The following is a 576-nucleotide window of genomic DNA, read 5'->3' as shown; positions in this document are numbered from 1 at the left end:
AAAAAGCATGGCCAGGAACGCCGTCGTATATGGCGAAAGTTGCATCTGGCAGTTGACAGCAACACACATGAAATCATCTGTGCAGACCTGTCGCTGAACAATGTGACGGACTCAGAAGCCTTCCCGGGTCTTATCCGGCAGACTCACAGAAAAATCAGGGCAGCATCGGCAGACGGCGCTTACGACACCCGGCTCTGTCACGATGAACTGCGGCGTAAGAAAATCAGCGCGCTTATCCCGCCCCGAAAAGGTGCGGGTTACTGGCCCGGTGAATATGCAGACCGTAACCGTGCAGTGGCTAATCAGCGAATGACCGGGAGTAATGCGCGGTGGAAATGGACAACAGATTACAACCGTCGCTCGATAGCGGAAACGGCGATGTACCGGGTAAAACAGCTGTTCGGGGGTTCACTGACGCTGCGTGACTACGATGGTCAGGTTGCGGAGGCTATGGCCCTGGTACGAGCGCTGAACAAAATGACGAAAGCAGGTATGCCTGAAAGCGTGCGTATTGCCTGAAAACACAACCCGCTACGGGGGAGACTTACCCGAAATCTGATTTATTCAACAAAGCCA

Annotated in this window: 1 pseudogene; it reads left to right on the top strand. The window is 53.8% G+C overall.

From position 1 onward, the window contains the following. A pseudogene (locus ABD211_RS32870) lies at positions 1-519 on the top strand (IS5-like element IS903B family transposase); the annotation flags it as partial. Positions 520-576 lie beyond the last annotated feature (57 nt).

The sequence above is a fragment of the Luedemannella flava genome, assembly GCF_039528515.1.
GTDB classification, from domain to species: Bacteria; Actinomycetota; Actinomycetes; order Mycobacteriales; family Micromonosporaceae; genus Luedemannella; species Luedemannella flava.
This window is presented reverse-complemented; position numbering and strand designations above follow the sequence as displayed.